26 protein-coding genes are annotated in these 25,998 nt (G+C 58.3%); 13 read left to right on the top strand and 13 right to left on the bottom strand.

What is annotated here, in order from left to right; translation table 11 throughout:
- Positions 1-80: 80 nt before the first annotated feature.
- The 3 genes from AN476_RS10805 to AN476_RS10795 form a co-directional block, all read right to left on the bottom strand.
- Positions 81-704, bottom strand: coding sequence for a LysE family translocator (locus AN476_RS10805; RefSeq protein WP_054461587.1), 624 nt, complete (start codon positions 702-704; stop codon positions 81-83).
- 191 nt (positions 705-895) lie between these two features.
- Complete coding sequence (locus tag AN476_RS10800; RefSeq protein WP_054461586.1) at positions 896-1,471, bottom strand: YceI family protein; 576 nt, start codon at positions 1,469-1,471, stop codon at positions 896-898.
- A 216-nt stretch (positions 1,472-1,687) separates the two neighbouring features.
- Positions 1,688-2,239, bottom strand: coding sequence for a hypothetical protein (locus AN476_RS10795; RefSeq protein ID WP_253279883.1), 552 nt, complete (start codon positions 2,237-2,239; stop codon positions 1,688-1,690).
- A 362-nt stretch (positions 2,240-2,601) separates the two neighbouring features.
- On the opposite strand from AN476_RS10795, the gene rpsF reads away from it, so the two are divergent.
- From rpsF to AN476_RS10775, 4 genes are all read left to right on the top strand, one after another.
- Complete coding sequence (gene rpsF, locus AN476_RS10790) at positions 2,602-2,955, top strand: 30S ribosomal protein S6 (protein ID WP_054461585.1); 354 nt, start codon at positions 2,602-2,604, stop codon at positions 2,953-2,955.
- Positions 2,956-2,982: 27 nt separating this feature from the next.
- Positions 2,983-3,210, top strand: a complete 228-nt coding sequence (gene rpsR, locus AN476_RS10785; protein WP_005982441.1) for a 30S ribosomal protein S18 — start codon at positions 2,983-2,985, stop codon at positions 3,208-3,210.
- 11 nt (positions 3,211-3,221) lie between these two features.
- Complete coding sequence (gene rplI, locus AN476_RS10780) at positions 3,222-3,839, top strand: 50S ribosomal protein L9 (protein ID WP_054461584.1); 618 nt, start codon at positions 3,222-3,224, stop codon at positions 3,837-3,839.
- Between the two features lie 136 nt (positions 3,840-3,975).
- Entirely contained in the window at positions 3,976-4,344 is a 369-nt protein-coding gene (locus tag AN476_RS10775) for a hypothetical protein (RefSeq protein ID WP_054461583.1), read from the top strand.
- Between the two features lie 81 nt (positions 4,345-4,425).
- Here AN476_RS10775 and AN476_RS10770 read toward each other — a convergent pair whose 3' ends face one another.
- Both AN476_RS10770 and AN476_RS10765 read right to left on the bottom strand, forming a co-directional pair.
- Complete coding sequence (locus AN476_RS10770) at positions 4,426-4,641, bottom strand: helix-turn-helix transcriptional regulator (protein ID WP_054461582.1); 216 nt, start codon at positions 4,639-4,641, stop codon at positions 4,426-4,428.
- A 10-nt stretch (positions 4,642-4,651) separates the two neighbouring features.
- Entirely contained in the window at positions 4,652-5,161 is a 510-nt protein-coding gene (locus tag AN476_RS10765; protein WP_157063738.1) for a hypothetical protein, read from the bottom strand.
- Positions 5,162-5,349: 188 nt separating this feature from the next.
- On the opposite strand from AN476_RS10765, the gene AN476_RS10760 reads away from it, so the two are divergent.
- The 3 genes from AN476_RS10760 to AN476_RS10750 all read left to right on the top strand — a co-directional run bounded on the left by AN476_RS10760 (position 5,350) and on the right by AN476_RS10750 (position 8,476).
- Positions 5,350-5,733 carry a glycine zipper domain-containing protein gene (locus AN476_RS10760; protein WP_172684820.1) on the top strand — a complete coding sequence of 128 codons (384 nt, stop codon included), beginning with the start codon at positions 5,350-5,352 and terminating at the stop codon, positions 5,731-5,733.
- A 196-nt stretch (positions 5,734-5,929) separates the two neighbouring features.
- Positions 5,930-6,418, top strand: coding sequence for a lytic transglycosylase domain-containing protein (locus tag AN476_RS10755; protein ID WP_054461579.1), 489 nt, complete (start codon positions 5,930-5,932; stop codon positions 6,416-6,418).
- 99 nt (positions 6,419-6,517) lie between these two features.
- Positions 6,518-8,476, top strand: coding sequence for a bifunctional 2',3'-cyclic-nucleotide 2'-phosphodiesterase/3'-nucleotidase (locus AN476_RS10750; RefSeq protein WP_054461578.1), 1,959 nt, complete (start codon positions 6,518-6,520; stop codon positions 8,474-8,476).
- Positions 8,477-8,560: 84 nt separating this feature from the next.
- On the opposite strand, the gene AN476_RS10745 is transcribed toward AN476_RS10750, so the two are convergent.
- From AN476_RS10745 to AN476_RS10715, 8 genes are all read right to left on the bottom strand, one after another.
- Complete coding sequence (locus AN476_RS10745) at positions 8,561-10,906, bottom strand: CHASE3 domain-containing protein (protein ID WP_157063737.1); 2,346 nt, start codon at positions 10,904-10,906, stop codon at positions 8,561-8,563.
- A 268-nt stretch (positions 10,907-11,174) separates the two neighbouring features.
- On the bottom strand, positions 11,175-12,506 hold the full coding sequence (gene tig, locus AN476_RS10740; protein ID WP_054461576.1) for a trigger factor: 1,332 nt from the start codon (positions 12,504-12,506) through the stop codon (positions 11,175-11,177).
- Positions 12,507-12,721: 215 nt separating this feature from the next.
- On the bottom strand, positions 12,722-13,840 hold the full coding sequence (locus AN476_RS10735) for a hypothetical protein (RefSeq protein ID WP_054461575.1): 1,119 nt from the start codon (positions 13,838-13,840) through the stop codon (positions 12,722-12,724).
- 381 nt (positions 13,841-14,221) lie between these two features.
- Positions 14,222-14,347 (bottom strand): hypothetical protein, encoded by a 126-nt coding sequence (locus AN476_RS23480; protein WP_256363945.1) that lies wholly within the window; start codon positions 14,345-14,347, stop codon positions 14,222-14,224.
- 34 nt (positions 14,348-14,381) lie between these two features.
- Positions 14,382-14,750 (bottom strand): hypothetical protein, encoded by a 369-nt coding sequence (locus AN476_RS10730; protein WP_054461574.1) that lies wholly within the window; start codon positions 14,748-14,750, stop codon positions 14,382-14,384.
- Positions 14,747-15,472, bottom strand: a complete 726-nt coding sequence (locus AN476_RS10725) for a lysozyme (RefSeq protein WP_054461573.1) — start codon at positions 15,470-15,472, stop codon at positions 14,747-14,749. The genes AN476_RS10730 and AN476_RS10725 overlap by 4 nt, the downstream gene beginning before the upstream one ends.
- Positions 15,473-15,699: 227 nt before the next feature.
- Entirely contained in the window at positions 15,700-16,821 is a 1,122-nt protein-coding gene (aroB, locus tag AN476_RS10720) for a 3-dehydroquinate synthase (protein ID WP_054461572.1), read from the bottom strand.
- 1 nt (position 16,822) lies between these two features.
- Positions 16,823-17,410 (bottom strand): shikimate kinase, encoded by a 588-nt coding sequence (locus tag AN476_RS10715; RefSeq protein ID WP_054461571.1) that lies wholly within the window; start codon positions 17,408-17,410, stop codon positions 16,823-16,825.
- Between the two features lie 81 nt (positions 17,411-17,491).
- On the opposite strand from AN476_RS10715, the gene AN476_RS23075 reads away from it, so the two are divergent.
- The 6 genes from AN476_RS23075 (at position 17,492) to AN476_RS10690 (ending at position 25,882) form a co-directional block, all read left to right on the top strand.
- Complete coding sequence (locus AN476_RS23075) at positions 17,492-17,641, top strand: hypothetical protein (RefSeq protein WP_172684819.1); 150 nt, start codon at positions 17,492-17,494, stop codon at positions 17,639-17,641.
- Positions 17,631-19,301, top strand: a complete 1,671-nt coding sequence (locus AN476_RS10710) for a hypothetical protein (protein WP_253279882.1) — start codon at positions 17,631-17,633, stop codon at positions 19,299-19,301. The genes AN476_RS23075 and AN476_RS10710 overlap by 11 nt, the downstream gene beginning before the upstream one ends.
- On the top strand, positions 19,302-20,288 hold the full coding sequence (locus AN476_RS10705) for a tyrosine recombinase (protein WP_054461570.1): 987 nt from the start codon (positions 19,302-19,304) through the stop codon (positions 20,286-20,288). It abuts the gene before it with no gap.
- 105 nt (positions 20,289-20,393) lie between these two features.
- Positions 20,394-21,704 (top strand): HlyC/CorC family transporter, encoded by a 1,311-nt coding sequence (locus AN476_RS10700; protein WP_054461569.1) that lies wholly within the window; start codon positions 20,394-20,396, stop codon positions 21,702-21,704.
- Positions 21,701-23,323 (top strand): hypothetical protein, encoded by a 1,623-nt coding sequence (locus tag AN476_RS10695; protein ID WP_054461568.1) that lies wholly within the window; start codon positions 21,701-21,703, stop codon positions 23,321-23,323. The genes AN476_RS10700 and AN476_RS10695 overlap by 4 nt, the downstream gene beginning before the upstream one ends.
- A 141-nt stretch (positions 23,324-23,464) precedes the next feature.
- A complete protein-coding gene (locus AN476_RS10690; protein ID WP_054461567.1) occupies positions 23,465-25,882 on the top strand; it encodes an FAD-dependent oxidoreductase in 2,418 nt (805 codons plus the stop codon).
- Positions 25,883-25,998: the final 116 nt, after the last annotated feature.

Raw genomic sequence — 25,998 nt, 5'->3', positions numbered from 1 at the left:
AGGTCCACATGTCATGGCTTTCCCAGAACCTCTGGGGAAGCCATATCTGCTTTTTCCGTATTCCAAAGAGCAAAAGGCTGTCAGCCCTGGTCAAGCCCAGGGCGTTTGGTCAACAGCAGCAGCACGCCAAACAGGATCATCCCGGCGCCAGAACCGCGCTGAAACCAATGCAGCTTGGACGCGGCCGTCCGGGCCGCAAAAGCCCCAACCAAAGCATAGATCAGGATCGCCAGGGCCTCCAGCAGCAGGAAAATTCCGCCCAGCGTCAGGTAACTCAGCACATAGGCATCCGTATCAACAAACTGGAGAAAGAAGGCCGCAAAGATCAGGATGGCCTTGGGATTGCCCAGGGCGACCAAAGCCTCACGCCGGAAGCAATCATCCAGGCGCAGGGGAGCACCCGCCCCCACTGACCCGCCACTGGCGCCTGTGCTGATCAATAGTTTGATCCCCAGCCAGATCAGATAGCCCGCACCAAGGATTTTTACGATCGTAAAGACCAGAGCCGAGGTCGACAGCACCAGGCCCAGCCCCAAGGCGCTCAGCCCAATCATGGGCACAAAGACCAGCAAACGGGCCAGCCCAGCCAGCAGCGCAAACAAAGCGCCGCGATGGGCTCCATTGGTCAGCGCCATGAGGTTATTTGGGCCAAAGGCCAGGTTCAAGGCAAAACAGGCCGGAATAAAAAGCAATAGATCAGCCATAAAGCACTCCCAGATCAAAACCCCCGCACAAATCTCGGGCAGCTTCCTCCTCCTACACTGGTGGCTTCCAGCTGGCGAGAGGGCTGTGACGGCAGCGCCTAGCAAAAAAATGCCGCCCCCCCTTTGGGAGGCGGCATTCTGTTAAGACAGACCCCTTGTCCGGGTCAGATCCTAAAGAACTGTCTCGGCTCTTAATCGGCCTTCATCGCCTCAACAGAGATCTGCAGCGGCACATCATCGCTGACAAATGGGGCAAATTTGCCCAGACCAAAATCCGAGCGCACCAGGGTGGTGGTGGCGTCAAAACCAGCCCAGGGCTTGCCCGCCATTGGGTGATCACCTGCCTGGTTCAGTTTGGCATCCAGCACGATGGCTTTGGTAACACCATTCAGGGTCAAATCACCGGTGATCTTGGCGGTGTTGTCGCCGGTCACATCGATCTTGGTGGAGGTAAAGGTGACTTGCTCGTCGCCATTGGCGGCAAAGAAATCTTTGGACATGAAGTGATCAAAACGCGCCTGCCACCCGGTCAGCATCGAGCTGAGCGGCATCGAGACCGAAACGCTGGAGTTTGCAGGGGCTTCCTGATCAAACATGATCTCGCCTTCAAAGCCCGAGAACATGCCCCAGGTGGTGGAGAACCCAAGGTGGTTGTAGTTGAACACAACCTGGCTGTGGCTGGAGTCCAGCACGTATTTCTCGGGGGCCGCCAGGGCTGCGGTGGTGCTCAGGCCGACAAGTGCTACAGCTGCTAGGATCTTTTTCATTTGTGTTTGCTCCGTTGGAGTAGAGTGGTGATGCAAGGTGTCTAGATTTTGATCTCGTAGGCTAAACCTGTGGTCTGGGACACGGAAATGAAACCGGCATTTTCCAACATAACCTGTTGAGAAAAGAACAGAGGCCCTGCGCGATGACGCAGAGCCCTTAATTTATTCTAGATCCCGGTGTCTCGGGTCAATTGCACTCACGCGGACGTGATTGGATCAGCTGTACAATTGAACAGCACCGCTCAGCTGATCGCGCAATTGGCTGCGGGCCGCCGTGCTGCCAAGCGGCACCTCGATCAGCAAGCTGCCATCATTTTCGAACAGCTGCACCGCTCCATCGCTGAGCCGGGCGCCGCCAATGGTATCGTAGCTGCGGCGGAGTACGGTTTTGGGATGCCCATGGGCATCGCGGCGCAGCACGCGCAGCTCACGGCGCACCGGATCAAAACAGGCCTCAGGCTGATTGCGCAGATCCCGCAGGGTCGTCAGCACGAAACCCAACACAAAGAACAGCACCGAAACCCCAACCTTCATCAGATTTAGCTCAGGATCAGCGGAACTGCTGGGAAACAACCAAAGACCGCTGGCACTGACCATCATGGCCAGTCCCAACCCGCGCAGAACGACTGTACGCAACCGCCAGTTTGCCTCAAAGCTCAGCACTAAAGGCATGGCCGTAGCAAGGCTGCCCTTGGCCAGAGAATTGTTCATCAACCGGCTGCGGTGCTGGTGTCCATAGGGATGGGGGGCCTCGCTGGTGATCGTCATTTTCTGCCTCAATCTGCCTAATCGTCACCAATCCGGTGCGAATTAACTTTTTGTTAACCAAGTTTGACTGCAAGAATGAGGCGACAATGGGGCACCTTGGCGGGAAAGCTTGATTTTTCTGTCCTTTTCTCCAAATTCAGGAGCCGGATCAGTGGTCATTTGACCCTGGACTTGTTTATTCCGCACCCCTCACCCGCCCTGGCAGAGTGGCGCGTTGGATTTGCCTTGCTCTTTGCGCCAAAGCCGCTATATGAGGCCATCCTTCCGCGACACATTCGATCCGCGCAGACTCTCGTGACAGGGCAGCGGAAGGTTCAACCGCCCGGTCTATGAAATGCGCCTTGAAACAAACTGGAGTTCGCATGCCCCTCTATGAGCATGTTATGATTGCGCGTCAGGACCTGTCCAACTCGCAAGCTGAAGGTCTCATCGAACATTTTGGTGCCGTATTGGCTGACAACGAAGGTAAGCTCGCTGACAGTGAATATTGGGGCGTCAAAACGATGGCCTATAAGATCAACAAAAACCGCAAAGGCCACTATGCCTTCCTGCGCACCGATGCCCCTGCACCGGCGATTCAGGAAATGGAGCGCCTGATGCGTCTGCACGACGACGTGATGCGCGTTCTGACCATCAAGGTCGACGAGCACGCCGAGGGCCCTTCGGTCCAGATGCAGAAACGTGACGAACGCGACACCCGTCGCGAGCGCCGCTGATCTAGCTTGAGAAAAGGACGCTAAACCATGGCAGCCAAACCATTTTTCCGCCGTCGTAAAGTCTGCCCCTTCTCGGGCGACAACGCGCCAAAGATCGATTACAAAGACACCCGTCTTCTGCAGCGCTACATCTCTGAGCGTGGCAAGATCGTTCCTTCGCGCATCACCGCCGTTTCGGCAAAGAAGCAGCGTGAGCTGGCCCGTGCGATCAAGCGCGCCCGCTTCCTCGCCCTGCTGCCCTATGCTGTTAAGTAAGGAGACCTGACATGCAAGTTATCCTTCTTGAACGTGTGGCCAAGCTGGGCCAGATGGGCGACGTTGTAGACGTTAAGCCCGGTTTTGCCCGCAACTTCCTGCTGCCCCAGGCGAAAGCCAAGGTTGCATCGGAGGCCAACCTGGCCGCCTTTGAAGCCCAGAAAGCACAGCTGGAAGCGCGCAACCTGGAAACCAAAGCAGAAGCTGAAGCCCTGGCTGAAAAGCTGGACGGTCAGCAGTTCATCGTGATTCGCTCTGCATCCGATGCTGGTTCGCTCTACGGTTCCGTCACCCCCCGTGACGCAGCTGAAGCCGCAACCGAAGCTGGTTTCTCGGTCGACAAAAAGCAGGTTGCTCTGATCGACCCGATCAAAGACCTCGGCCTGCACACTGTTGTTGTCAAACTGCACCCAGAAGTCGAAGCTCAGATCAAGATGAACGTAGCCCGTTCTGAAGAAGAAGCTGAGCTGCAGGCCTCCGGAAAATCGATCCAGGAGCTCGCTGCCGAAGAGGAAGCCGCTGCTGAATTCGAAATCTCCGAGCTGTTTGACGATATCGGCGCAGCCGCATCTGACGATGACGAGGGCGATGCCCCTGCGGCCTCTTCTGACGAAGAGCCTGCAGCCTGATCACTCCGATCAGATCCAAAATGATACAAAAGGCCACGCCATAGAGGTGTGGCCTTTTCGTTTTCTGCACTGGCTCAAGACGTGCATCCCCCCTACTCTGGGGCTGTGTTACCTTTGGATTTAAGGAGTACAGCATATGACGAACCGAATTTTCACAGCGCTTTCTGGCGGTATTCTTCTGCTCGCAGTCACGGCCTGCAACACCACCCCGGTAGAGGCTCCCCTGCAGGTCAGCGGCACCCCCTCATCACGTTTTGGCGCCGATGAAGCCCAGTGCCGCGCAGAAGCCCGGCGCATCGGGCAACGCCATATCGCCCAGACCGCAGCCATCGTCGGTGCCGGCGGCGCCCTTGGTGGCGCAATCGAAAACCGCGACAAGGCCTTGGCCGGTGCAGTCCTAGGCGCGGCCGTGGGCGCGGCAATTGGCGATGCCGAAGTCAATGAAGCACAGCGCAATTACCTGGTGCGCTGCATGCAGCAGCGCGGCCATGCGGTAACGGGTTGAGCAAAGCCGATTGAAACCTACCGCAACTGGGCCCGCCAATCTGCCGGGCCCAGCCCTGAGAAGTCGGCCGGATCAACTCTGTCAGCTATCGTCCTCTGGCAGATATTCCAGAATATCGCCGGGCTGGCACTCCAGAAATCGGCAGATCGCCTCTAGGGTGGCAAAACGCACGCCCTTGACCTTGCCGGATTTCAGCAGCGACAGATTGGCCTCTGTAATGCCTACAGCCGCCGCCAGCTCCCGCGATTTAACTTTGCGGCGTACCAGCATCATATCAAGGTTCACACGGATCGGCATGCCTATCCCCTTATAGAAACTGGTTGTTTTCGTCTTCGATCTCAGCCGCCCGTGTCAGTGTTTCCGACAGGGCGACCATGACCACTGCCAAAACCAGAAAAACCGTGTCGATTTCGAATGGGGCCCATTGTGTCTCCATGTGTTCAGGGGCCACCCGCCCCATCGACATGGCCAAAGGCACCACATTCATAAAGGCATACAGCCCCACCCACATCATCGCCAGCCCACCACCGCAAAGGCGGAGCCGACGTGCGAGCGCGCGAAACAGATGCTCGCGCCCCAGTTTCAGCAAAAGATGTGACTGCCAAAAGGTCGTCAGAATGCCCGCGAGAAAAACGCCGGCAAAAAACAGCCCCAGCGCAATCCCCAGAGAGGAGGGCGGGAAATCCTGCGGTGGAAAATCCGCCAGGTCCCAGACCTCCGCATATTCGCCAATTATCACCAGACTACAGATCATCACCATATAGGCCAGCATCAGCGCACCGGTCACCGCCATCAGAATTCTTGCAACCAAAGCCATGACATATCCTTTTGCTTCTTCCCGGTCATCGCAGCCCCAAAGGGTGAAGGCAAGTATTTTTCGTTTGGTTGGCATTTTTTATCGTTTTACAGAAATTTATTGTTGCAGATCGAAATTTCCTGCCTATGTTCCTGGCCAATCACAGCAACAGGCCTACAGCCTTTGAGTTTTTAACAAGGATCTTCTCAATGACCCAAAATCTGATTTCCCCCAAACTAACCCTGACGGCCTCTGTAACCGCGCTTGGCCTGCTGGTCAGCGCCTGCGGGCTCTCACCAGCCGCGGAACCTTTGCGCACCAGTGGTCCAGTTTCAGTCAGCTATAACAATGACTTGGTAGAATGTCGCCAAATCGCCGCACAATATGACACCGAAATGACCTCTGAAGGGGCCATTGCTGGCGCTTTGCTTGGGGCCGCAGTTGGGGCCACCGAATCTCATGAGGACGCGATTGCCGGCGCCGCTGTCGGCGGCTTGCTTGGCGCCGCAGAGGGCAAAATCGAGCAGGAAGAAAAACAGCGAGAGATGATCATTCGGTGCATGCAAAACCGAGATCACCCTGTCATCGGCTAAGCAAAGGGGGGCACAGCCCGATTGTAAACCGGGTGCCCCCTGCATCTCAGAGCCCCGACACAGGATGAGAGAGTTCCCGCCGACCCTGGCGGGGCTTTCTTTTCTTTCCCCTCAGACGCTCTAGGATCTGGATCTATCAACAAGACCTCCCTCACCGCCCCCCCACGCGAGATCGGCCACAAGGATGCCCTGCACCATGACCTTGAAAACCTGCAGCAAAGCCTTGGCTCTAGTGCTCTCCCTCGCCGTTCCGTTGGGGGTCACGGCCTGTAGTGAGGCCAAAGAGACGACTCAAAGAGCGCAGATCGCTCCGCCGCTTTACCCCAATGAGACCCCGGAGCTGCGCCAAAGCATCAATTACTGGGCCGACTATTACGAGGTGCCCCGCCCCCTGGTGCACCGGCTGGCGATCAGAGAAAGCACCCACCGCCCCTGGGCCGTCAACCGGCCCTATTATGGCCTGCTGCAAATCCTGCCCGCCACTGCGCGCTCTATGGGGTTTTCCGGCAAGCCACAGGATCTGCTGGACGCCGACACCAATCTTGAGTTTTCAGTGAAATACCTACGCGGTGCCTGGCTCTTGTCAGATGGCGACTATGATACCGCCGTCAAACATTATTCCCGTGGCTACTATTACGAGGCCAAGCGGCGCGGCCTGCTGAAAGAGACTGGCTTGGCCAACTAGCCTCCACAACCCTGTGGTGCATAAATCACCAGCACTCCTGTCATTTTGCTGTTATCGTTACTCGATATCCACGCAGCAAATGACACTGGGAGTTTCACTATGCCGATCTCACTTGACCGCAGATCCTTTCTCGCTGGCAGCGCCGGCCTCATCGCGCTGCATCCTTTTTCGCTTCAGGCGTCCTCCAACCAGGTGCATCTGCGCTTGATGGAAACCACAGACCTGCATGTGCATGTCTTTCCCTATGACTACTATGCCGACAAAGCCCGCGACACGGTTGGCCTGGCCCGCACGGCCTCGATCGTCAATGACATCCGGGCCGAGGCCACCAATGCGCTGCTGCTGGACAATGGCGACTTTTTGCAGGGCAACCCGATGGGGGACTATATCGCCTATGAGCGCGGCATGCGCGAAGGCGATCTGCATCCTGTCATTGATGCCATGAATACAGTCGGTTTTGACGCCTCGACCCTGGGCAACCACGAATTCAATTATGGCCTCGATTTCCTGATGAAATCCCTCACAGGGGCGCAGTTCCCAGTGGTCTGTGCCAATATCGCCAAGGAGATAGGTGCTGGCCCGCGCGACGACACCACCCTGCTGCCGCCCTATGTATTGATGGACCGCGAGCTGACCGATGGCGCCGGACAAAAACATGCCATCAAAATTGGTCTCATCGGTTTTGTACCACCGCAGGTGATGAACTGGGACCGCCGCCATCTGGAAGGCAATGTGCAGGCCCGCGACATCCTGCAGACCGCCCGCGCCTATGTGCCGGAAATGAAAGAAAAAGGCGCTGATATCATTATCGCCCTGTCGCATTCTGGTATTGGTGAGGCACAGGAGCGCGAGGGCATGGAGAACGCCTCGCTCGTACTGGCTGGGGTTGAGGGCATTGACGCCATCATGACAGGCCACAGCCACCTGGTGTTCCCGTCCTCAAAATACGACGGGCTGGATGGCATCGACGTGGCCAAAGGCACCCTGCAGGGCAAACCTGCCACCATGGGCGGCTATTGGGGCAGCCACCTGGGTCTGATTGATCTGATGTTGGAACGCGACGCCGGCGGCTGGCGGGTTGTGGGCCATGCCTCGGAGGCACGACCGATTTCCAAACGCAATGAGGATCGCTCAATCACCGCTCTGGTGGAAAGTGACCCCAAGGTTCTGGCCTCGGTCCAACAGGAGCATGACGAAACCCTGGTCTATGTGCGCCGCGCGGTGGGCAAAACAGACGCCCCCTTGCACAGCTACTTTGCCCTGGTTGCGGATGATCCCTCGGTACAGATCGTCTCCATCGCCCAGAGCTGGTACATCGCCCAGATGCTCAAGGGCACCGAATACGAAGGCCTGCCAATCCTCTCTGCCGCAGCTCCGTTCAAGGCCGGTGGCCGTGGTGGACCGGAGTATTTCACCGATGTGCCAAAGGGCGATGTGGCAATCAAGAATGTCTCGGATCTGTACCTCTACCCCAATACCGCGCGGGCTGTTCTCGTCAGTGGCGCGCAGGTCAAGGACTGGCTGGAGCGTTCGGCAGGGATGTTCAACCAAGTGGAACCCGGCAAGGCAGATCAACTGCTGCTCAATCCTGAATTCCCCAGCTACAACTTTGATGTGATGGACGGGGTAAGCTATCAGATCGACCTGAGCCAGCCCTCCAAATACAGCTCCAAGGGAGCGCTGGAGAACCCAAATGCCAGCCGCATCGTCAACCTGGCTTTCAATGGCGCGCCCATTGATCCAGAGGCACAATTCATCATTGCCACCAACAACTACCGCGCCTCTGGCGGCGGTGATTTCCCCGGTGCCAAGGGCGATACAATCGTCTTTGAAGGGCCGGACACCAACCGCGATGTCATCGTGCGCTATATTGTCGAGAAGGGCACCATCAGCCCGCGTGCGGATGCAAACTGGAGCTTTGCGCCCCTGCCTGGCACCAGCGTCCTATTTGACACCGGCCCCAAGGCAAACAGCTATGCCGAGGATGTCGAAGGTGTCAGCATCACCGCTGCAGGGGATGGCCCCGATGGCTTTGCCCGCTTCCGCATCGATCTTTGATCTCACGGCTCCATTTTAGAGGCTCAAAGAAAAAGAGGCCCGCTGACATGGCGGGCCCCGTTTTACACTATGCAGATCCTGGTATCAGAAATCATCCCAACGGACCTGATCATCCGTGCCGGTTGCAGCCATCACCGCGTCAGCCTTTAGAGGCGCGTCCCAGCTCTCGCCCTCACCACCTGGATGGGCCTCAAAAGCAGCCTGCGGGGCGGAAGTATTGGGCAGGGAGGTAACAGTCGCAGCACCGTCTATCTCGAAGTTCCCCATCAGCTCCACCAGCTTTGCCGAATCTGTCTTCAACAACATGCTGGCTGCGGTGGCCTGTTCCACCATGGCAGCATTTTGCTGGGTCACCTGATCCAACTGCATCATGCCCGAGTTGATCTCGTTGAGCCCGGTAGACTGCTCAACTGCACCCTCGGCAATGCCCGAGACCTGCTTGGAGATCCGGCTGACCTGCGCCACAATGTTTTGCAGCGCAGTCCCTGCACGGCCAACCAGGTCAACGCCACGGCCCACCTGCTTGCCACTGTCTTCGATCAGCGTCTTGATCTCCATCGCCGCATCAGAGGACCGCTGGGCCAGGGCACGCACCTCGCTTGCAACCACTGCAAAGCCGCGGCCAGCCTCTCCGGCACGGGCGGCTTCAACCCCGGCATTCAGCGCCAACAGGTTGGTCTGGAAGGCGATATCATCAATCACCGAGATGATCTGCGAAATACTATCGGAAGAGTTTTCGATCTCGGTCATCGCCGCCACGGCCTTTTGCACCACCACATCGCTGTTCTCGGCCTCGATACGGGCCTCTTCCATTGTCATTTCAACAGCCTTGGCCCCTTCGGCAGCGGATTTGACTGAGGCCGTCAGCTCGTCCAGTGCGGCCGCAGTTTCTTCCAGGGTTGCCGCCTGACTTTCTGTCCGAGTTGACAGATCCTGCGAGGCCTGGCTGATTTCGACAGCCCCATTGCCGATACTGCTGGAGGTATCCACGACATTGCCAACGATCCCTTTCAGGTTCTTGACGGTATTGTTGAAATCGCTGCGCAGCTTCTCGTAATCCTCAGGAAACGCCTCTTCGATGCCGGCTTGCAGATTGCCCTCAGAAAGCTGCGACAGCTCTCTGCTCAGCTCTTCGACAACGCGGTTCAGCTCGGCGTCACGGCCTTCGGCCTTTTTCTGTTCCAACGCCTGCATCTCAACCAGGGCTTCACGGAACACATCCAACGCACGGGCCATTTGCCCGACCTCATCACCACGCTCCTGCCCGTGGATTTCGACGGTGTTGTCACCATCCGCCAGGCCCTTCATCGACACGGTGATCCGGTTGACAGCGCGCGCCAGGCCCGAGCCAACGACCAAGGCAAAGGTACCGCCCAACAGAATGGCAAGCAGAATGGCGGCAGGGATCATGGTTTGGGTCTGAGCCGAGATCTCGGCATTCTCTGCCCGGCGGGTCTGCATCAGAGCCAACTCTTCAGCTTCAAAAGAGGACAGGATCTCGGAGAATTCATGGAAATAGGCCGCACCACGACCTTCGCGCACAAAATCAGCCATGTCGTCCATGGTTTTGGCATCGCCTATTTCACGGCGCAGTTTCAGCAAGGGCTCAACGGCCTGCTCCCGCCATTCAGCTATGATTTTTGCCATCTTTTGAACCCGCATTTCCTGCGAGAGACTTTCGATGGACTGTTCTTCCAGGCTGGCCGCCAAGCGATCGAATTCAGCAATCCCTTGATTGTAGGGTTCCAGAAAGGCTTCGTCCCCGGCCAAAAGGAAACCGCGCATACCAGTTTCCATATTGATGGCGATTGCTTGCAGATCCTTGGCTTCACTGATGATCGAATGGGCCCGCTCCACCGCTTCCAAGGAGCTGTTCATGTATTCGGGGCTGGCAATTCCGGTTTTCACCAAAGTGACAAAGACCTGGCGACGATCAGCCAGGCGAACCTCTTCATCTTCGATGAATTGTTTAATCTCTGATCGGAAGGAATCAAAAAAGACCCTGCCCTTGGCCATTTTCACCGCAGCGGCCATGTCATTCATGGTCATGGAGTCGCCAATGTCGCGGCGCAAGGCGATGGCCTGCTCTGCGACTTCGGTCTGCCATGCGCGTAGCGTGTTTTCCGCCTGCGTCAGACGTTCGACCATCAAGGGTTCGTCACTGACGATCTCAAACAGTTCAGAAAAAGCTGAAAAAGTCTCAGTCGCGCCGTGTTCATAAGGTTCTAGATACTGTTCCTGCCCCGCCAGAAGATAGCCCCGCAGGCCTGCTTCCATTTCAAACGCCGCAGTGTTGAGATGGGCAACTTCGTCCAGAATATGCTGGGTATGGTCTACCTTATGAGCGGTGTCTTCCATCCGCTTGAGATCGTAGACCGCCAAGCCCCCGACGCCGGCAATGAGAACCAGCGGAAACAATGCAGCAGACATGACCTTGGTCTTTGTCTTTACATTGGAAAGTGAAAGTCCCCGTACCTTTTTTGTAGAAACACCGGCCATCGTTTCATCCTATGAGAATCCATTATCAATCTCAGAATGAAACATAATTCTTACGATACTCTTAGTTGTGCCCAGAGTTATAAGTTTTCCAACTTTCGCCCTAGCGTCAAACGCCCGTAAATTCGCAAAACCAAAATGTAGCACCAAAACAAAAGGGCCGCCTCGAGAGGCGACCCTTAAACAATTCCTGAGCGGTTGTTTACTCTTCTTCCAGAGCCTCAACAGCCTTTTGCAGATCTTCTTTGGAAACTTCTTTCTCTTCGACAGTTGCCGATTCAAACAGGTGATCGATCACTTTGTCTTCGAACAAAGGCGCCCGCAGTTGCTGCTGCATCTGGGCGTTTTGCTGGATGAATTCAAAGAACTGGCGCTCTTGACCTGGGTACTGACGGGCCTGTGCCATGATGGCCTGGGTCATTTCAGCGTCGGTCACTTCAACTTCGGCTTTCTGACCGAGCTCTGCCAACAGCAGGCCTAGACGTACGCGACGCTCAGCCAGTTTGGTGTGCTCTTCGGTGGTTTCGATGTCACCGTGATCGTGACCTTCAACCTCTGGGTGATCTTCGTGCCACAGCTGATGCGCGATTTGCTTTGCTTCAGCTTCGACCAGCGATGGGGGCAGATCAAAGGAAACCAGCTCGTCCAGCTTGTCCAAGGTGGCGCGCTTCATCACGGCGCGGGCGGCACCTGCGTATTCGGATTCCAGACGCTCACGAATCTGGCCTTTCAGACCATCCAGGTCTTCGGCGCCAAATTTGGTAGCCATCTCATCGTTGATCTCAGCAGCCTTGGGCGCTTTGACTTCTTTGATGGTGCAGGAGAATACCGCTTCTTTGCCAGCCAGGTGCTCGGCCTGATACTCTTCGGGGAAGGTCACGGAAACGTCTTTTTCGTCGCCAGCCTTCACGCCAACCAGCTGCTCTTCGAAGCCGGGGATGAAAGAGTTGGAGCCCAGAACCAGTGGGTAGTCGTCAGCCGCGCCGCCTTCAAAGGCTTCGCCGTCGACTTTGCCCAGGAAGTCGATGACAACCTGATCGCCATCCTCAGAAGCCGCGGCTTCGTCGCGGGCTTCGAATTCCTGGGCGTTCTGGGCCAGGTTTTCCAGCGCTTCGGTGACGGCTTCGTCTTCGGCCTTCACAACCAGCTTTTCAAGGGTAACACCGGACAGGTCGACTTCTGGGATCTCTGGCAGTGCTTCATAAGACATGTCGACATTGACGTCGTCGCCTTCGGTCCAGTCTTCATTGGTCATTTTGACGTCGGGCTGCATCGCAGGACGATCGCCGGACTTTTCAAAGTGCTCGTTCATGGCGCCATCGATGGCTTCCTGCATCGCTTCGCCAATCATGCGCTGGCCGAACTGCTTTTTCAGCAGAGCCATTGGCACTTTACCCTTACGGAAACCTTTCATTTCGATTTCCGGCTGGGCTTCTGTCAGCTTTTCATTGACCTTGGCGTCCAGTTCGGCCGCCGTGACCGTGATGGCGTAGCCGCGTTTCAGACCTTCGTTCAGCGTCTCGGTGACCTGCATGTTGTACCCCATAGAGATTCGGGGCGCGCGCGCAGGCACCGCCCCCAGACAATTTGAGGCCTTCTATTGTTACTGGCGACGCGGTGCAAGAGCCATTGCCTCTTTCCCCCTCTCAAAGCTGCAATTCCGTGGCATTTTTTGGATCAATCGCAAAAAAGCACGCCCCCAAACAGGGGACGTGCTTCTTGTTTTGAAAACCGAGGGGAAATCTGTCTTCAGAACTTCCAGCGGGCACCAGCCAGGATTACGTTTGCATCCTGATAGGTGGTCGCCGATGTGTCAGAGTAGGAGTAGTCACGGTAGGCCAGATAGGTTTCGAGATTGAAGCGATCAATCTTCTGGACCGCACCAATACCCCAGCTTTCCGAAGAATCGCCAGCGGAAACCAGGTCGGAGCCATCGTAGTAATCAACCGAGAAGGAAGTCTTGCCTGCTGCGATCAGGTTCGCCGAATAGCCCAGCTTTGCATAGGCATAGTTGCCAGAGATATCCCGGTCACCGCCCGCAATCGCCAGCGAAATGCCGGTGTCTTTGTGCAGCAGCGCAATCGAACCGGAAACGTCGCGACGGTCCTGTGTGCCGGTCTGTTCGGTCCAGGCTGCGCCCAGACCCGCATCCAGAGCAAAGGCGCCCAGATCGTCGTTGCTGAAACGCACGGCAACGTCATAGGTTTCGCGGTCGTTATTGGTGGCCAGAATATCGGTCCCGAAAGACGCCGAGAAGGTGAAGCCGGCGTAGTTTTTGCTGTCGTAGCGAACACGACCCAGGCGGCTGCCGTCGATATCGGTGAAGGCGTCGCCCACGGTCACACCGCTCAGCGCGCCAGTGCCATCACGGAAGAAGAAGCCGCCGCCGATGTCTGGAACCGAGTTGCTGGCTGCCAGGCCAGTGCCGGAGAAGTCGGCGCCGGTGATGCCGTCGGTTGCCATCGAACCCTGACCAGCCGAGAAGGTGCCATAGTTGGCCGTTTCAAACTGCAGGTCGATATGGCGCAGGTTGGTCCGGCTCCAGCTGGTTACATCCCCCTTACTGTTCTGGTTGGTGCCATCGGAGGAGCGAAAGCTGAAGGCGGTTTCAAAGTTGAACCGCAGGGTGTTCTGACCAAAGGCCTGCTCAACCCAGAAACCGATCCGGGAGTTCGACGAGGAGTTGTCGACCAGGCGGTTGTAGTCATCGACGCCATCGTCGAAGGACTGGAAGGATGGGTTAAACTGACCATACCAACGGAAGCTGCCGCCGTTGTCATTGGTGTAGGTGGGGCCCGCAAGTGCCGGGGCTGCCAGCAAAGCGACGGCAACCGCCGCGCTGCTGCGCAATACAAGTATGGTGCTCATGGATCTGAGTCTCCTGATTGAACTTTGGTGGCCCGTATTCCCCCCATCCCAGGGATCCGTTCCGCGCTTGTCTTATAACAATCAGATTTTTTGGCGCGCAGTCTTGAAAACCGAGCCGCGTCTCCATTGCGGAAATATCGGCAAAAACGTGCTCTGTTTTCAACATCATCAGCAAAATTTAGTAACGGTGACTAATACTTAAGTGAAGTAGATCACGTAACGCCTGCACTCAGATCAAAGCAGCTTTGCGCTCAGCGAAACTCACTAGAGAGTGAACAATTTTTTGCCGATTGTGGATTCGCTTTTTCCGGGGGGAATGCCAAGAATGCGGCTCTTTCACATGCGACCCAGCTTAACTTTGGCAGGTCCGTTGCAAATGTTTCAGCTGCCCTCCAGCACCGGCTGATCCAGAATCGAGGCCACCGTCGCTAGCCTGGCATTGGCACAGGAACGCCCCTGCACCTCTGCGAGAATAGCCTTGGCCAAGGCCCCCTCGGTGCGTGGCAACGGCCCCTGATAGCCGACGCAAGGCCGCAACAGGTCAGCAGGCAGGCTCACAGGGGGTTGAAGGGCGCTCGGGTGGGATTGGGTACAGGCGCTCAGCAGTATGGCCAAGCAGAGGTGACAAAGGCGCATTCTGGCCCTCCATCTGTTGCAGTTCATTTTGAACTTCGGCCCAGCGCCGCGCCTCCCGTTCAATCCGGGCCAAATGCGCACGATGAAGGCGCGCGGCCTCTTCAACCTGCTCCAAGGCGATCTGCACCCCAGCCAGTTGTTCCTGGGCCTGTTTCAGTTCGACGCCCAATCGCGCCCGATCCTCTACAAGCCGCATCCCCCAATAGACAACAACGGTCAGCCCGAGTCCGGCCATCAGAAGCGGCGAATGGCGCAACAGCCGCAGCACAATCATCTGCTGTCCCGCAAAGCTTGTTGGCACATCTCCATCTCAGAGATTCGGCGCCGGGTCAGGCCGTGCCAAACACGCCCGCCTGCCCTGTTCCAGCGTTTCAGCTCTGTGCAGGCTCCGGCCAGATCTCCGGCATTGGCACGGCGCACCAAGGTCGACTGGCAGGCAGCCGAGGCCCCGACGTTATAGGTCCAGGATACAAGGGCAATTTTCATCCCCAAAGGAACGGAAACCGCCAAGCACTGATCAAGCGCAGCCTCATAGACCAAGATCTCGGCTGCCAGCATCTCGTCGCATTCGGCCTTGCTGTATTGATCCCCAGGGGAAACCTGTTTGGTCTGCCCATAGCAGACGGTCCAGACCCCAATCACATCGCGATAAGCCTCCTGCCGCAACCCTTCCCAGCCACCGATAAAGGCCAGCGCGGTCGAAAGCGCAATGCCACTTCCAGCGATCAGCCCCAGACTGCGGTTCCTCAGGGCCCCCTCCTCGTCGCGGCGAAATGGACCGGGCGGCCTCAGCCCCAACTGCATGATCACCCGGGCCGGAATGGCCAGCGTTTGAAACAGGGCCGAGGCAGCGGCAAAAGCAACCGGAGACCAGCCAAGGCTGTGCGGATTAAAAGTGGCGAAGAAAAAACCAAGCAACGCCAGAAGGCTGGCAAAAAGAAACCACAGGCTGACAGCCCGGGTGAGCACTGTTTTCCAGTTTGGGATCAGCCTCATCTTTGGTCTCCACAAATCGCCAGGGGTCTGAGGTCTGGCAATCTATGCGGTGGCGTTTGAGAAGTCGTAGGCCCTGCGCACGCTGGTGCAACGCACCCGCTTCTAGACACAGGAGAGGCGGGGTCGCAGCTTGCTCTTGGGGTGGGAGGCTAAGAGGTTGCCCCCGAAGAAATGGGATGGCCGAGGCAATAGGTGAAACCCGCCCCAGCCGCTTTTCGAAGAATATGCTAGGCTTTGGTGCAGTCTGCCAAAGCCTCCTGCAAAACAGACAGAACTGCGGTTTCGGGCACATCTGCGGTCACAAAGGCCTCGCCAAGACTACGGGCCAGAATAAAGCGCAACTGCCCATCCACCACCTTTTTGTCCTGTCCCATCAGCGCCAGCAAGGCTTCGGCATCAGGCAGCGCGCCGGGGATATCCGACAGATCCGTTTTCATACCCATGTCTTTTAAATGTGCACGCACCCGGCTAGGATCTTCCTGACTACACAGCCCTAGACGGGCCGACAGTTCAAAGGCCAGCGCGCAGCCAATGGCAACGCCCTCCCCATGCAGCAGCCGGTCGGAATACCCGGTCGCGGCCTCCAGCGCATGACCAAAGGTATGGCCAAGGTTCAGCAGGGCCCGGTCGCCCTGCTCGGTCTCGTCGCGCACCACGATATCGGCCTTCATCTGCACCGATCGCGTCACCGCCTCGACGCGGGCCTCCATGTCGCCAGAGGCAAGCTTGGGTCCCATCTTTTCCAGCCAGGCAAAGAAATCAGCGTCGCCCAGCATTCCGTATTTCACCACTTCGCCGTAGCCCGCTAGGAAATCCCGCGCCGTCAGCGTGCCTAGGACTTCGGTATCTGCCAGCACCAATGTCGGCTGATGAAAGGCGCCAATCAGGTTTTTGCCCTGGGGCGCATTGATGCCGGTCTTTCCCCCAACCGAACTGTCCACCTGGGCCAACAGCGAGGTGGGGATTTGCACAAAGCGGACACCACGACGCAGGACCGAGGCAGCAAAACCAACCAGATCGCCAATCACGCCACCACCAAAGGCCACCACCACGTCATTGCGTTCGACCTTCTGCTCCAGCAGCCATTCGACGGTGCGGGTGAACTGTGGCCAACCCTTGGTGCTTTCACCAGCTGGCAGGGCCAGCGAGACCATATCGATCCCTTCCGCCTCCAGCCCCTGGCGCAGGGTCTCCAGATGCAGCTGCGCAACGGTTTCATCTGTCACCACCGCCAGACGTGGGCGTTTCAGGAAGGGCGCAATCCGGGCCCCTGCGCTTTGCAACAGCCCAGGCCCGATCACCACATCATAGGCCCGCCCCTCAAGCGGAACATGTACGATACGTTCCATTTCAGCTCTCCAATACATCAGGGCGAGACCGCAAGGCCTCCAGCACCCGGTCTACCATTTGTTCGATTGTCGCCTGGCCATCAGACGCCACGGTCAGATCCGCCTTGGCATAGAGCGGCACCCGGGCGGCATAGAGCTCTGCCAGAGTGGCCCGGGGGTCGGGAGTTCTCAGCAGAGGGCGGGTATCGCGGTGGCGCACCCGGTTCCACAGCACCTCAAGATCGGCCTGCAGCCAGATTGACGCGCCATTGCGCGTGATGGTCTCCCGGTTTTCCGCGGCCAGAAAGGCGCCGCCACCGGTGGAGAGAACGCCACATTCCTCGGTCAACAAGCGTGAGATCACCTGACGCTCCTTCAGCCGAAAGAAATCCTCGCCATCGCGGGCAAAGATCTCAGGGATCGACATATTGGCCGCCGCTTCGATCTCGTGGTCGCTGTCCAGAAAGGGCACCTGCAGCCGGGCCGCAAGCGCACGTCCCACGGCGGTCTTTCCCGCGCCCATCATCCCCACCATCACAATGGTCTTTTTCAGCAGCCCAGGCCTCGGAAGTGAGGTGTCAACCTCGGTTATTTGCTCTTTTTCGCTCATTCTTCAGTGAATGACGTGATATTGCAAAAAAGGCCATATATAACTTGAGCAAAATACAAAGAAGCAGGCAGCGGGTGCGCAATGGTGCGATTGATCAAATATCTACTTATCTTTGGAGTTCTGGCAGTGCTGGCGCTGGTGGCCTATGCCTATATCGGTCCCTGGTTCGGCGCCGATTTCAGCATGCCCCTGCAGGAAATTCGAAAACCGGTTGTGCTAGATGCAAATTAGACGCGGCCAAAGGACCAGCCTGCGGGCGGGCATTTCCGCCCTTCTTTTCAGCGCTCTATGCGCCAGTCCTGGCCTGGCGCAGGCCCCTTTGACGGTCATTGACTGGCTTGGTCAACCCGACAGCGCGCCAGCTCTGCCCAGCACCGTTTTGCTGGAACCGCCCGTCACCGGCAGTGCGGCTCACCCTCAGATCACGGTGACGCCACTGCAGGCCCTGTTGCCCCCCATTGGTCTGGTTGCCCCCGCGGTGACCGGTCTGCCGGTAGATCTGTGGCGCGGCAGCGACCCGGCAGATATTGCCGAACTCATCCGCTCTGTCTCGGTTCAGGGCAATCCGGCAATGCAATCGCTGCTCTTTACGCTGCTCATGTCTGAAAGCCGACCGCTGAAAGCCAAGGGAGATGTCATTCTACTGGCCCGCCTGGACCGGCTGATCACGCTCGGGGCCTCGGATCCGGCCCAGGCTCTGATCGAACAGGCCGGCCCCTCTATGACCCCTGCCCGGTTTGGCCGTTGGTTCTACACCACGTTGCTCAGCGGTGACGAAGACCGTGCCTGTGCGGCCCTGATTGCGGCCCCCTATCTTGCGCCCGATTATCGCGCCCGTATCTTTTGTAACGCCCGCCGAGGCGATTGGCCGACCGCCGCTCTGATGCTCGAATCAGCCCATGCGCTCGAACTGCTGCCAAAGGCGCAGCTTGATCTGCTCGACCGGTTCCTGAACCCGGACATTTTTGAACTGGCGCCGCCGCTTCCCCTGCCCATCAAACCCGATGCTTTGACCTTCCGCCTGTATGAAGCCATTGGTGAGCGCCTGCCCACCGCGCCGCTGCCCCGCGCCTTTGCCGCCGCCGACCTGCGTGACGTGGCAGGCTGGAAGGCCCAGTTGGAAGCAGCCGAACGCCTGACCCGCGCCGGAGCCTTGAATCCCAACCAACTCCTGGGGCTCTATACCGATCGCAGCCCAGCCGCCTCGGGCGGAATCTGGGACCGCGTCGCGGCCCTGCAACACTTTGAGGCGGCTCTAAAAAGCGCCAATAGCGCAGAGGTGGCCAGTGCCTTGCCTGCGGTCTGGATGGCGATGCAGCAGGCGGGGCTTGAAATTGGATTTTCCGATCTGTTTTCGGCCCAATTGGCCCGCTTTAACCTGTCCGGTGCGGCAGCTGAGCTGTCTTGGCGCATTCGGCTCTTGGCGCCCAGCTATGAGATTGCCTCCTATAACCCTCCCAGCGACAGCCTGGAAAACGGTTTTCTTGCCGCCCTGGCTCAGGGCACACCGGGCGCGCCTGGCAGCAATACAAAGGAAGGGCACCAAAGCGAGGCAACCTCTGACGCCGAGCCCCAGGCCGAGAGTGGAGCTGAGACCGCCGACGTCGGTGCTCTGGCCGCAGTCTCTGTACAGCTCCAGGGCTACACGCCGTTGATGAAGTCCATCGTTCAGGGCTTTGAAGATGGCGCAGAAGTGCCTGAAAAAATTCGCAGGCTGCTGGACAACGGTCAGCTGGGGGAAGCCATATTGCGCACTATGGAACTGTTTGCCCGGGGCGCGCAGGGCAATCTTGGCGATCTCAGCAAATCCCTGGCCGCCTTGCGCGCTGTGGGTCTGGAAGACACCGCCAGACGGGCCACCCTGCAATTGATGTTGCTGGAGCGTGGCTGAATGACCGGCCCCCGCGATGATCTGCAATGGATCTCTACCTTTCTGGAGGCGCAGGCTGCCGAAGCCGGGGCGGCGCGCAATACCCTGTTGGCCTATGGGCGGGATCTAAAAGATGTTGCGGGTTGGCTGGCCTATCGCAACACGGGCTTTGAGGCAGCGACGCGGGCCGATATCGAGGCCTATCTCATCAGCTGTGACGCCGAGGGCCTGTCCCGTGCCACCCGCGCCCGTCGCCTATCAGCCATTCGTCAGCTCTATCAATTTGCTTTTGAAGAAGGGTGGCGGGCAGAGAACCCCGCCATCCAGATCAAGGGACCAGGCCGGGCCAAGACCCTGCCAAAAACCCTGGAGGTGATCGAGGTTGACCGTCTGCTTGAGGCAGCCCGCCAAACCGGGCGCACTCAGGCAGATCGGCTACGCAACACCTGCCTGATGGAGCTGCTCTATGCCACTGGCATGCGGGTGAGCGAGCTGATGTCGCTGCCGGTTGGGTCTGCGCGGGGTGATCCCAATATGCTGCTGGTTCTGGGCAAGGGCGGTAAGGAACGCATGGTTCCACTGTCTCCGCCCGCCCGCGAAGCGCTGCGGGTCTGGTTGCAGATCCGTGATGAAGTCCAAGAGACACAGCAGGCCAAAGGCCAAACGGGGTCCAAATTCCTGTTCCCTTCCCGTGGCAAGGACGGCCATCTAACCCGTCATTGGTTCTATCTGCTGATCAAGGATCTGGCCGCAAAGGCAGGCGTGGATCCCAGCAAGGTGACACCGCATACCCTACGCCATGCCTTTGCTACCCATTTGCTGGCCAATGGGGCCGATCTGCGCGCCATTCAGGCGCTGCTGGGGCATGCCGATATTGCCACAACAGAGATCTACACCCATGTGCTGGATGCCCGCCTCAGCGAACTGGTGCTCGAGCACCACCCGTTGTCCCGCCCCGGAGAGGCCCGCCAGAGCCTGAAAAAGGACGACCCAGGCAAAGCCGACTAGAGCCCCGTCGCCCCCCCTATCGCGGATCCTGCGCGCAACCACTCTTGTCTGGCGGCACCTCGCAGCCCATAACCTATAACAACACAAACTGAACTTGGACCTAGCATGGATACCGCTCAAACCATTATGGACAGCGCCTTCTGGATTTCGGCAGGGGCAATTTTGCTGCTCCTGGTCCTTTCTGCCTTTTTCTCCGGCTCCGAAACGGCGCTGACGGCGGCCTCGCGCGGCAAGCTGCGCACCCAGGCCGACAAAGGATCGCGCGGCGCGCAGCGTGCGCTGGATGTGACCGAAGACAGCGAGCGGCTGATCGGCTCGGTCCTGCTGGGCAACAACCTGGTGAATATTCTCGCCACCTCGCTGGCCACCGCGCTGTTGACCCGCACCTTTGGCGAGGGCGGTGTCGCATTTGCCACTCTGGTCATGACCCTGCTGGTGCTGATCTTTGCTGAAGTTCTGCCAAAGACCTATGCCATTTCCAATGCCGAGAAAGCCGCCTCGGCGGTGGCCCCGATTATTGGCGTTCTGGTGACCATTCTGGCCCCGATCGTGGCTGCTGTGCGCTTTCTGGTGCGCGGCATCCTGCGTCTCTTTGGGGTCAAGATCGACCCCGACAGCCACATCATGGCGATGCGCGAAGAGATCGCTGGTGCGCTCCATCTGGGTCACTCCGAAGGCGTGGTGGAAAAAGAAGACCGCGACCGTATTCTCGGCGCGCTGGACCTGTCGGATCGTTTTGTCGAAGAGATCATGTTGCACCGCTCTCATATCCAGATGATCGACGCCGATGCCGCGCCTGCGGATATTCTAGAGCAATGCCTGACCTCGCCCCATACCCGCCTGCCGGTCTTCAAGGATGAGCCCGAAAACATCATCGGCATTGTCCATGCCAAGGATCTGCTGCGCGAAATGTATGCGCAGATCGGCGGTCCCGAAGGCGATGCCAGCGCCCTGGCCAAGTTTGAGATCACCACGGTGGCCAAGCCGCCCTACTTTGTACCGGAAACCACCACGCTGGATGACCAGATGCGCCAGTTCCTACGGATGCGCAGCCATTTTGCTCTGGTGGTGGATGAATACGGAGCGCTGCAGGGGCTGATCACGCTGGAAGACATCCTGGAGGAAATTGTTGGTGAAATCACCGATGAGTTTGACCCCGCCGAACAATCCCTGGTCAAAAAGGATTCGGACGGAAACTATGCCGTTGAAGGCGCCACCACCATTCGGGATCTGAATCGCGCCACCGACTGGAACCTCCCCGATGAAGAGGCCAATACCATTGCCGGGCTGGTCATCCATGAGGCCCAGATGATCCCAACCACGGGTCAGGTTTTCTCTTTCCATGGGTTCCGCTTTGAGGTGACTGCCCGTGAAGGCAACCGCATCACCTCTTTCAAAATCCGCCCCCTGACATGAGCCGTGCCTATGCATGGTTCGACCAGATCGTTCTGGACCTGTTGCGGCAGCTGCGCTGGAGCTTCCTGCCGCCGCTTCTAATCTATTTTGCCTACGGGGTTCAGGGCATTACCTCGGTAGTGGGCACCTTCTTTGTGAAGGAATACCTGGATCTTGAGGCCGCCTTTCTCGCCGGGCTTGCCTTTTGGGTCGGCCTTCCCTGGGCGCTGAAAATGCCTCTGGGACATCTGGTCGATCTGATCTGGCGGTGGAAGTATCTGCTGATCCTATTGGGGGCCGCGCTGATGGCCGCAAGCTATGGGATCGTGGCTGGCCTGTTGATCCAGCCTGATATGATGGTGCAGATCATGCCAGCCAACAGCTGGTATGTGACCGCCGCACTGCTGGCCCCCTGCGGGTTTGTGCTGCAGGATGTGGTGGCGGATGCCATGTCGGTCGAGGCCATTCCGCACGTCAAGCCAGATGGCAGTGCCCATAGCGACGCTGAAAACCGCACCATGCACACCACCATGCAGACACTGGGGCGGATCACTCTGATTGGCGGCTTCAGCACCGCAGCTGCGCTGAATGTCTGGTTGTTTGAGGGGGCCGAGGCCCTGGCCCAGCCGGAGAAAGGCGCGCTTTATGCCTATGTCTACCTGTTGGCCTTGATGGTGCCCCTACTTTCGCTCACCGGGATTGCCGTAGCTCTGCTGCAACGCCTGCAGATGGGCAACAGCCTGCGCCGGAGGGGGCTCAGCCCTGTCGAGATTCAACAGCGCCTGACCCCTCCCCGGGATCCGGTGAGGGTGAACTGGTGGTATTTCATCGGCGGCGGTGCTTTTGTGGCGCTCTCACTCAGCGTCGGGCTCAGCGATATGGCCCAGGCGCAAGAGCTTGTCTTTGGCGGCTCCATGCTCATCGTGGTGATGCTGATGCGGCAGCTGATCAAATCCCTGACCAAAGAGCAGGCCCGTGCGCTGATCGGCACCGCCATCATCATCTTTACCTATCGCGCAACCCCATTGAATGGCGCTGCTGCCACCTGGTTTGAAATCGACGCGCTAGGGTTTGATCAGCAGTTCCTGTCGGTGCTGTCGCTAATTTCCTCTCTGCTCACGCTGTTGGGCATGGTCGTGCTGCGCCCGCTGATAGCCAATAACACCATCGCTTGGATCATCACCTTCTTGGCCCTGACCGAAGCCCTGCTCAGCCTGCCCAACATCGGACTTTACTACGGTTTGCACAACTGGACAGCGCCGCTGACAGGGGGGCTGGTGGATGCACGCTTTATTGCCCTGGTGGATACGGCAGTGGAATCCCCCCTTGGCCAGGTCGCGATGATCCCCATGCTGGCCTGGATCGCTCGCAATGCGCCCAACAACCTCAAAGCCACTTTCTTTGCGGTCATGGCCTCCTTTACCAATCTGGCGCTTTCCGCCTCCAGCCTGGGAACAAAATACCTCAACCAGGTCTTTGTCGTCACCCGCGAAGTCACGGATGCCAGTGGCCAAGTCACCACCCCTGCCGACTACAGCTCCCTTGGGGCTCTATTGATCACTGTCGCCGTGCTGAAACTGGCCCTGCCACTTGTAACGATCCTCCTGGTCCAGATCAGCCCGTTGCGCAGCGCCGACTAGCCAGCTTTCGGGCAAAAACCGCCCGACAATCCGCAGATTGCAGCCGTCAAATGCCAGAAGGCGACGGCCAATGTCGCTTTTTCACTGGACTACTGTTCACTTCTGTCCAGAATAAAGAAAACGCATTCAGGGAGAAGCCTCATGAAGACCACAACCCGTGTGGCCGTGATCGGCGGCGGTGTCGTCGGCTGTTCGGTCCTTTACCACCTGACCAAGCTCGGCTGGTCTGATGTGATGTTGTTGGAGCGCTCCGAGCTCACTTCCGGCTCCACCTGGCACGCAGCCGGCGGGTTCCATACCCTCAACGGCGACACCAATATGGCGGCGCTGCAGGGCTATACCATCAAGCTCTACCGCGAGCTGGAAGAGATCACCGGCATGTCCTGCGGGCTGCACCATGTCGGTGGCGTCACTCTGGCCGACAACAAGGAACGCTTTGACATGCTCAAGGCGGAGCGCGCCAAGCACCGTTTCATGGGGCTGGAGACCGAAATCGTCTCCCCCGAAGAGATCAAGAAGATCGCGCCAGTGACCAATATCGACGGCATTGTCGGCGGGCTATACGATCCGCTGGATGGTCATCTGGACCCCTCCGGCACCACCCACGCCTATGCAAAGGCGGCCCGCTTGGGGGGCGCCACGATTGAGACCCACACCAAGGTGCTTGAGACCAACCAGCGCCCCGATGGCAGTTGGGATGTTGTGACAAATAAGGGCACTATCCACGCTGAACATATCGTCAATGCCGGCGGGCTCTGGGCGCGCGAAGTTGGTGCGATGGCCGGGATCTATTTCCCTCTGCATCCGATGGAGCACCAGTACATCGTCACCGATGAGGTGCCGATGATTGCCGAAATCATCGACGCAGGCGGCGAGCATCCGCATGTGATGGATCCGGCGGGCGAAAGCTACCTGCGCCAAGAGGGACGTGGGCTCTGCATCGGCTTTTATGAGCAGCCCTGCAAACCCTGGGCGGTCAAAGGCACGCCCTGGGATTTTGGCCATGAGCTTCTGGGCGACGACTTTGACAAGATCGAAGACTCCATTGATTTTGCTTACAAACGCTTCCCCGCCCTGGAGGCCGCAGGGGTGAAATCGGTGATCCATGGTCCCTTCACCTTTGCCCCCGATGGCAACCCGCTGGTAGGGCCCGTTCCGGGGATGCGCAACTATTGGTCCGCCTGCGGCGTTATGGCGGGCTTCAGCCAGGGCGGCGGCGTGGGCCTGATGCTGGCGCAATGGATGATTGAGGGCGAGCCTGAGCGCGACACCATGGCGCTGGACTGCGCCCGCTACGGCGATTGGATCACCCCCGGCTATACCCTGCCCAAGGTCATCGAAAACTACCAGACGCGCTTCTCGGTCTCCTACCCCAACGAAGAACTCCCCGCCGCGCGCCCCTTCCGCACCACACCGATGTATGATGTTTTTGACAAAATGGGCGCTGTTTGGGGCCAACAATATGGGCTGGAGGTGCCAAACTATTTTGCCAAAGGAGATGAGCCGCGCTACGAGACCCCCTCCTTCCGCCGCTCCAACGCCTTTGAAGCCACCGCCCGCGAAGTCCAAGCGGTCCGCAACGGGGTTGGTATCAACGAGGTGCATAATTTTGGCAAATACCGGATCACAGGCGCAGGGGCGCGCGCCTGGCTGGACCGTATCATGGCAGGTCGGATCCCTCAGCCAGGACGGATCAGCCTCACACCGATGCTCTCGCCCAAAGGCCGCCTGATTGGCGACTTCACCGTCTCCTGCCTCAGCGAGGAAGAGTTTCAGCTCACCGCCTCTTACGGAGCTCAGGCCTACCATATGCGCTGGTTCCTTCAGCACCAGAACCCCGGGGTGGGGATCGAGAATATCTCCGACAGGCTGAATGGCTTCCAGATTGCCGGCCCCAGGGCCGCAGAGGTCTTGCAGGCCTGCACCCTCCAAGATGTCTCTCAGATGCGGTTTATGGATGTGCGACGCATGACCGTGGGCATGGTCGATTGCCTGGTACAACGGGTGAGCTACACTGGAGATCTTGGTTATGAGATCTACTGCGACCTGCCCAGCCAGCGCGCGCTGTGGGATACTTTGTGGCAGGCGGGCCAGCCCCATGGCATGATGCCCTTTGGCATGCGGGCGATGATGTCGCTGCGACTGGATAAGTTCTTTGGCTCCTGGATGAACGAGTTCTCGCCAGATTACACCGCGGCAGAAACCGGCCTGGACCGATTTATCTCCTTCAAGAAAAACACCAATTTCATTGGTCGATCCGCTGCAGAGGCTGAGCGCGCACAGGGCACAGCCCGTAAACTCTGCGCCTTTGAAGTCGCGGCAACAGATGCCGATGTGGTCGCCTATGAGCCCATTTCGATCAACGGAGAGGTCGTCGGCTTCTGCACCTCAGGCGGCTACTCCCACCATGCGCAGAAATCCATCGCCCTTGGCTTTGTTCCCACTCAGAAGGCCCAGCCAGGGTTGGAGGTCGAGATCGAGATCCTCGGTGAGATGCATAAGGCGCGACTGATCACAGAGCCCCTGTTTGACGCCGAGGGCACCCGCATGCGCGGCTAACCCCTCCCGGTATTTTCAACGCCCCACTCCTGTTTGGGGCGTTGCCCTTTCTTAAACAAGTCAGCCTTTTGCTATCGCCGCCGTTTTTCACTGGCCTTCCCCTATCATCTTTCCCA

This window comes from Phaeobacter sp. 11ANDIMAR09, from assembly GCF_001294455.1.
In the GTDB taxonomy this organism is placed as follows: Bacteria; Pseudomonadota; Alphaproteobacteria; order Rhodobacterales; family Rhodobacteraceae; genus Pseudophaeobacter.
The sequence above is the reverse complement of the archived record's forward strand: the minus strand, read 5'-3'. Positions and strand labels throughout refer to the sequence as shown.

What these genes read in the sequence shown, in the direction of transcription:
- AN476_RS10805 (WP_054461587.1), bottom strand. Translation starts at nt 704, where the DNA reads ATGGCTGATCTATTGCTTTTTATTCCGGCCTGTTTTGCCTTGAACCTG.
- AN476_RS10800 (WP_054461586.1), bottom strand. Translation starts at nt 1,471, where the DNA reads ATGAAAAAGATCCTAGCAGCTGTAGCACTTGTCGGCCTGAGCACCACC.
- AN476_RS10795 (WP_253279883.1), bottom strand. Translation starts at nt 2,239, where the DNA reads ATGACGATCACCAGCGAGGCCCCCCATCCCTATGGACACCAGCACCGC.
- rpsF (WP_054461585.1), top strand. Translation starts at nt 2,602, where the DNA reads ATGCCCCTCTATGAGCATGTTATGATTGCGCGTCAGGACCTGTCCAAC.
- rpsR (WP_005982441.1), top strand. Translation starts at nt 2,983, where the DNA reads ATGGCAGCCAAACCATTTTTCCGCCGTCGTAAAGTCTGCCCCTTCTCG.
- rplI (WP_054461584.1), top strand. Translation starts at nt 3,222, where the DNA reads ATGCAAGTTATCCTTCTTGAACGTGTGGCCAAGCTGGGCCAGATGGGC.
- AN476_RS10775 (WP_054461583.1), top strand. Translation starts at nt 3,976, where the DNA reads ATGACGAACCGAATTTTCACAGCGCTTTCTGGCGGTATTCTTCTGCTC.
- AN476_RS10770 (WP_054461582.1), bottom strand. Translation starts at nt 4,641, where the DNA reads ATGCCGATCCGTGTGAACCTTGATATGATGCTGGTACGCCGCAAAGTT.
- AN476_RS10765 (WP_157063738.1), bottom strand. Translation starts at nt 5,161, where the DNA reads ATGGCTTTGGTTGCAAGAATTCTGATGGCGGTGACCGGTGCGCTGATG.
- AN476_RS10760 (WP_172684820.1), top strand. Translation starts at nt 5,350, where the DNA reads ATGACCCAAAATCTGATTTCCCCCAAACTAACCCTGACGGCCTCTGTA.
- AN476_RS10755 (WP_054461579.1), top strand. Translation starts at nt 5,930, where the DNA reads ATGACCTTGAAAACCTGCAGCAAAGCCTTGGCTCTAGTGCTCTCCCTC.
- AN476_RS10750 (WP_054461578.1), top strand. Translation starts at nt 6,518, where the DNA reads ATGCCGATCTCACTTGACCGCAGATCCTTTCTCGCTGGCAGCGCCGGC.
- AN476_RS10745 (WP_157063737.1), bottom strand. Translation starts at nt 10,906, where the DNA reads ATGTCTGCTGCATTGTTTCCGCTGGTTCTCATTGCCGGCGTCGGGGGC.
- tig (WP_054461576.1), bottom strand. Translation starts at nt 12,506, where the DNA reads ATGCAGGTCACCGAGACGCTGAACGAAGGTCTGAAACGCGGCTACGCC.
- AN476_RS10735 (WP_054461575.1), bottom strand. Translation starts at nt 13,840, where the DNA reads ATGAGCACCATACTTGTATTGCGCAGCAGCGCGGCGGTTGCCGTCGCT.
- AN476_RS10730 (WP_054461574.1), bottom strand. Translation starts at nt 14,750, where the DNA reads ATGATTGTGCTGCGGCTGTTGCGCCATTCGCCGCTTCTGATGGCCGGA.
- AN476_RS10725 (WP_054461573.1), bottom strand. Translation starts at nt 15,472, where the DNA reads ATGAGGCTGATCCCAAACTGGAAAACAGTGCTCACCCGGGCTGTCAGC.
- aroB (WP_054461572.1), bottom strand. Translation starts at nt 16,821, where the DNA reads ATGGAACGTATCGTACATGTTCCGCTTGAGGGGCGGGCCTATGATGTG.
- AN476_RS10715 (WP_054461571.1), bottom strand. Translation starts at nt 17,410, where the DNA reads ATGAGCGAAAAAGAGCAAATAACCGAGGTTGACACCTCACTTCCGAGG.
- AN476_RS23075 (WP_172684819.1), top strand. Translation starts at nt 17,492, where the DNA reads ATGGTGCGATTGATCAAATATCTACTTATCTTTGGAGTTCTGGCAGTG.
- AN476_RS10710 (WP_253279882.1), top strand. Translation starts at nt 17,631, where the DNA reads ATGCAAATTAGACGCGGCCAAAGGACCAGCCTGCGGGCGGGCATTTCC.
- AN476_RS10705 (WP_054461570.1), top strand. Translation starts at nt 19,302, where the DNA reads ATGACCGGCCCCCGCGATGATCTGCAATGGATCTCTACCTTTCTGGAG.
- AN476_RS10700 (WP_054461569.1), top strand. Translation starts at nt 20,394, where the DNA reads ATGGATACCGCTCAAACCATTATGGACAGCGCCTTCTGGATTTCGGCA.
- AN476_RS10695 (WP_054461568.1), top strand. Translation starts at nt 21,701, where the DNA reads ATGAGCCGTGCCTATGCATGGTTCGACCAGATCGTTCTGGACCTGTTG.
- AN476_RS10690 (WP_054461567.1), top strand. Translation starts at nt 23,465, where the DNA reads ATGAAGACCACAACCCGTGTGGCCGTGATCGGCGGCGGTGTCGTCGGC.